The organism is Pararcticibacter amylolyticus (assembly GCF_003130405.1).
GTDB classification, from domain to species: Bacteria; Bacteroidota; Bacteroidia; order Sphingobacteriales; family Sphingobacteriaceae; genus Arcticibacter; species Arcticibacter amylolyticus.
The window spans coordinates 310,033-314,849 of record NZ_QEAS01000003.1; the positions used below are offsets into that span (position 1 = coordinate 310,033).

At 44.8% G+C, this 4,817-nt stretch carries 2 protein-coding genes; both read right to left on the minus strand.

What is annotated here, in order from left to right; translation table 11 throughout:
* The coding region (locus tag DDR33_RS05670) for a DUF885 family protein (protein WP_109414848.1) at positions 1 to 1,808 on the minus strand (1,808 nt) is incomplete at its 3' end.
* A 99-nt stretch (positions 1,809 to 1,907) separates the two neighbouring features.
* Positions 1,908 to 4,721, minus strand: coding sequence for an outer membrane beta-barrel protein (locus tag DDR33_RS05675; RefSeq protein ID WP_109414786.1), 2,814 nt, complete (start codon positions 4,719 to 4,721; stop codon positions 1,908 to 1,910).
* Positions 4,722 to 4,817: the final 96 nt, after the last annotated feature.

Consider the following 4,817-nt stretch of genomic DNA (forward strand, 5'->3'; position numbering starts at 1 on the left):
TAATCGAAAAACTTCCAGCCTGTTGAAAAATCCCGTTTAAGCGGCTGGTTGATCAGTATAGCCCTTACCATCTCCACAGGCATCCCATTTTCCTTCATGATAGCATCATTAAACTGTCTGTAAGTCATCTTCCCCGTATCCACCAGTTCCCTTTTCAGGCTCATGAACTGTAAACCTCCTACCAGGTAGGCAACCTGGTAAAGAGGACTGTAGCCTCCCTCAAACGATCTTCTTACCTCTCCGGCCGCGTTTGCACGTTCATGCCCTACCCTGTCAACCAGGAAATCGATACACTCCTGTGGTGTCCACTTTCCGAGATGGTAATTTAGAGAAAAAATAATTCTCGCACAACGGTGCATTCGCCAAAAAAGCATTCCGATGCGTTCTTCCGGCTTTTGGGCAAATCCGAGATCATATAAAAGCAGTTCCCAGTATAATGACCATCCTTCAGTCCAGAAAGGAGTCTGGAAATTATCCCGGTAGGGTTTATATCTGCTGTTCATAAAAAACTGGAGATTATGGCCGGGAATAAGCTCATGCTGCACTGTACCTCTCGAAAAGTAAGGATTATTTCCCCTCATGCTCATCAGTTTATCGTCATGCTCCATGCTGCTGGTAGGGTAGGATATGCTGATCTCTCTTCCCCCAGTAAAGAAGGGGTTGACCAGTTGTCTTTCAGGACTCATCATAATCATTTCCCAGGTCTCTTCAGCCAGCGGGGGTATTGAAATAAGATCTTTTTCCTTAATAAAAGACACCGCATCATTATAAAGCTTCAGGATAAGCTCGGGTTGTCTGCCGGCTGGGACATAGCTGTTTTTCACTTTTTCCTGGGCTTTCCTCCAGTCGTTTCCAAATCCCATCTCAGCAGATGCTTTCAGCAACTCCCGGTCACACCACGCAAATTCCCTGTTCGCTAGCGTTATCAGCTGTTCCGGAGTATAAGGGATCATGTCCACCTTCAACTGTCTTATCAACTCTTCTCTTCCGATCGGTGTTCCGGTGATCCCGCTTTTATCTTCTTTCTGAGAGGTTTTCAGCTTCCCTTTAGAATCAATCAGTTTAGCGTATCTGTTCAATGCAGAATCAAGCTGACGATACGGAGCGGGTACCCACCAGCTAAAAAGAGGATCATATCCGGAGTAAAACTCATAGACTCCCTTCAGCCTGAGCTTCAATCCTGTCACCGCATCAGCCCCCATAGATGCCAAAGATTTATCCATAGAAGAAACATTCTTTTCAAATGCGGCGGTAAGGTCCTTCACTTCTCCTGCCATGAGATGAAGTTCTCCTGCAAGCTTCTGTGCATCCGGCGATAGCCCGCGCCTCCTTCCTCTCTCGGCCTCGTATATCTTATCTGCGAAAGGAATATATTGAACGATCGCGCCATATTTTCTTTCTTCTTCCATTAAATCCCGCTGATGCTCTTCTATATTCCGTCTTAGAAGGAGATAGTCAACCTTGCCGTTTATGTTCATCGCATCAAAATCCAATAACTTTAAGCGGTCAAGATAATCGGCGTCGATTCCGAGCAAGCGCTTCCTTTGTTCAGGGGAATTAAGTACGGGCCGGTATGCCCGGCTATAGAAACGGGTTACTTCCCTTGGAGAATAAAACGTCCCGATTGCCCTGATATCCTGTTCATATTGAATAATGTACCCGGCCATTTCACTACTTTGTTCGTAGAGATCAAAGCCATAGTGTTTTTGAACCTGGGCATCCAGATATCGTTCCGGCAAAAGAAGAAAGATCAGCACTAAACCAAAAAACCTTCCCCATAATAATACGAATCTATCACTGAAAAACATAAAAAGGGCTTTTTTCGTAAAACTAACTCAAAAAGACAGTCCCTTTTTTCCAAAATTTCACATTTTGTAATATATTCTTAACTATAAGCAATAGTTAATTTAATAAAAGCTACCATCGCCGCGGCGCATCATCTGTCTCCCGCTTCGTCCGCGCGGAGAACCGCTCCACTTCTGAGGTTGCCAGCGAAAATTGAGCATCACGTAGCGGCTTAGAGCATTTGTCTTCACGTCGGTTCTGCTATAATCACTGATGGTCCTGTTAACAAAATTGTTCTGTTTTAATAAGTCGAAGCACTGAAGGCTTATCGCCCCGTTCTTCCTCTTGAAGAACTGTTTTTCAAAGCCGGTATTTATGACGAATGGGTTGGATGTCTGATTCGCGTTGATACCACTTACGTAATTCTTACTGGCGCTGAATGAAAACAACCAGGTCTGGTGGATATAAATACGACCATCCCCGTTTATAGCAAAATTATTCACTCTCGAATTATTAGAAGAAAGTGTAAAATCCGCTTTGGTATAGATATAACTCACGTTAGGATTAACTTCAAGCCATTCCACAGGATTTATCTGGGGCCCCAGGCGCTGGGAGAAAGTCCAGGTCGTGCTTTCGTTCTTCCGGTTCTCACTCATTGAAACCCCGTTCCGGTTGGTGATACTTCCGTTCAGGTGAAAGCTATACTTCCTGTCGGCAAAGGACTTGGAGATATTATAATTGCAATTATAGGATGACGCTCCATTGAGGTTCAGATAGTGCGTTTCGTTTATATAAGTAGTGTCGCCCTTACTTAGAAGCATAGGCACCTGTATCAGGTTAGATACAACTGAATTGGATACAAAACGGGCATTAAGATTTACCGAATAATTCAGCCGTGCATTGGCAATATAATTATTATAAGCCGCAGCAATGGTGTGATTAAAAGCCGCCTTCAGATCGGGATTACCAACGATTGGATGGTTGGGGTTGGAAACATCACGCACCGGTTGAATCTGATCAAAAGTCGGCTCGCTTGCATTACCGGAATAATTAAGACTTAAACGGTGCTGCCTTGAGAACTGATATTCGACACGTGCAATCGGGATCAGGAAAAAATTTGCCCGCCTGCTCGTCGCATCCAGGTGAACCTTTGTGCCTGTTAAAAGAGTCGGAATAGCCGTCATTCCGAGGGCAAAGTTAAATTTTGGAACATTGAACCTGTAATTCAATGAAAACCGGCTTTCGGTAAAAGAATAGTTAAACAAGTTAGTCAGAGAGTCTATAGGAAGCTGCGATCCGTCCTTTCCTATATTATTGGTATAGGCACTGTTATCATAAGAGCGCCTGTTCACCTGTCCGTTGAAATCAATACGTGATTTTGGGCTTAGCCGCTCTGAGAAAGTCATACTCGCCCTCAGTGTATTATTGAGATTTTTCCTTTGCACCAGCCTGTGTACCAGGGAGTCATAGTTAAAGTCATCCGAATTTAGCTGGTAATAGGTGATGATATTGTTCTGTTCGTTATCTCTCGTCTGATTATTCCTGCTGTAATTGATGTTCAGTGAAAAGTTTCTGCCCTGTTTTTTAAATATATGCTGATACAATACTGATCCTTCCAGGCTGGGCCTCGAATCCTTACTGCTGTTGCTTCCTTCCGTTAACTGATTGAGGTATCCGGCCTGCCTTGTTCTGATGTTAGATTGATTGCTGGTAAGTGTGGAACTAAAACTCAGGGATGGCTGTATACGGAGATAGTTAGCACTGTCAATATCATACTCCAGATCAAAGTTAAAAGAATGATTATTGGCATCATTGCCTCCCGAACTTTCATTAGTGGAATAGATAGTTCCTTTTTCAACATAACTTTCGGAAGTGCTGCTGTTTATCGAATTAACATCATTAAAGTTATAGGAGTAGCTGCTGTTGATGCTCAGTTTTTTGTTAAGCTGATCGCGGTAACCCAATGAGCCCCTTCCCGTACGGGTTGTTCCGCCGCTGCCGCCTCCCAATCCGGAATAGCTACCGCCGCTCCCCCCCCCTCCTCTTCCTCCGCCGTTGCCGCCGCGGAAATTACCTCCGTCCAAAGACTGACCACCGCTGTTATTAGCTACCCCGTTTACCGTATTATTGAACGACAGGTTGGCGTTTACCTGTTGATTAGCATTTATCCGGGTTCCGAAAACAGAAAGTCCGTACCGGTCATTACTGCCGGCGCCAGCATTTAACCGGCCTGTGTTGCCCACCGATCTGTCGGCCCGGGTGACGATATTCAGCACCTTCCGCGGATCACCATCTTTAATCCCCGTCCGGGCGGCCTGGTCGCCGTAATCATCCACAATCTGGATTTTTTCAACAATATCTGCCGGGAGGTTCTGAATAGCCGACGCAACATCCCCCCCAGCATAGTCCTTCCCGTTTAGCCTGGCTTTCGTTACTTGTGTACCCTGAGCAGTAACGGTTCCGTCGTTCGCTACTTCGACACCCTCCATTTTCTTTAACAGCTCATCAACAGATGCATTTTCTCTCACTTTATAGTCGCTGGCACGATATTCAACGGTATCCTCTTTGTAGGTCACCGCGGGAGTACCGTTTACAGTCACTTCTTTCAGCATATTTGCCTGGCTTTTCAGGATTACCGGATCAAGGACCAGCCTTTTGGTAGCATCATTATATAAGAAACGTTTGTTATAGTTAACATACCCGATACTCCTTACTGTCAGAATGAATTGCCCTGACGGAGCATTTTTGAAAATGAAAATACCATCGTTGTTCGTACTCGTTTTCAATGTATCTTTAGAAGAAGACAATATGACTAAAGCGCCTATAACAGGAGTGTCGGTACTGTCTTTAACGATGCCGCTTACTTCACGGGCGACCTGTGCAAACAAAACATTGGTTAGAATAAGGCTCAGAAACAGAAGAAGGTACTTTTTCATAACCTAAAGCAATTTCTTTGCGGGTACATATTTTGCCCAGAAGTCTGTAGGATCAAACATCGTGGGATCGAATCCCCGGGGAGCGCCACCCCTCAT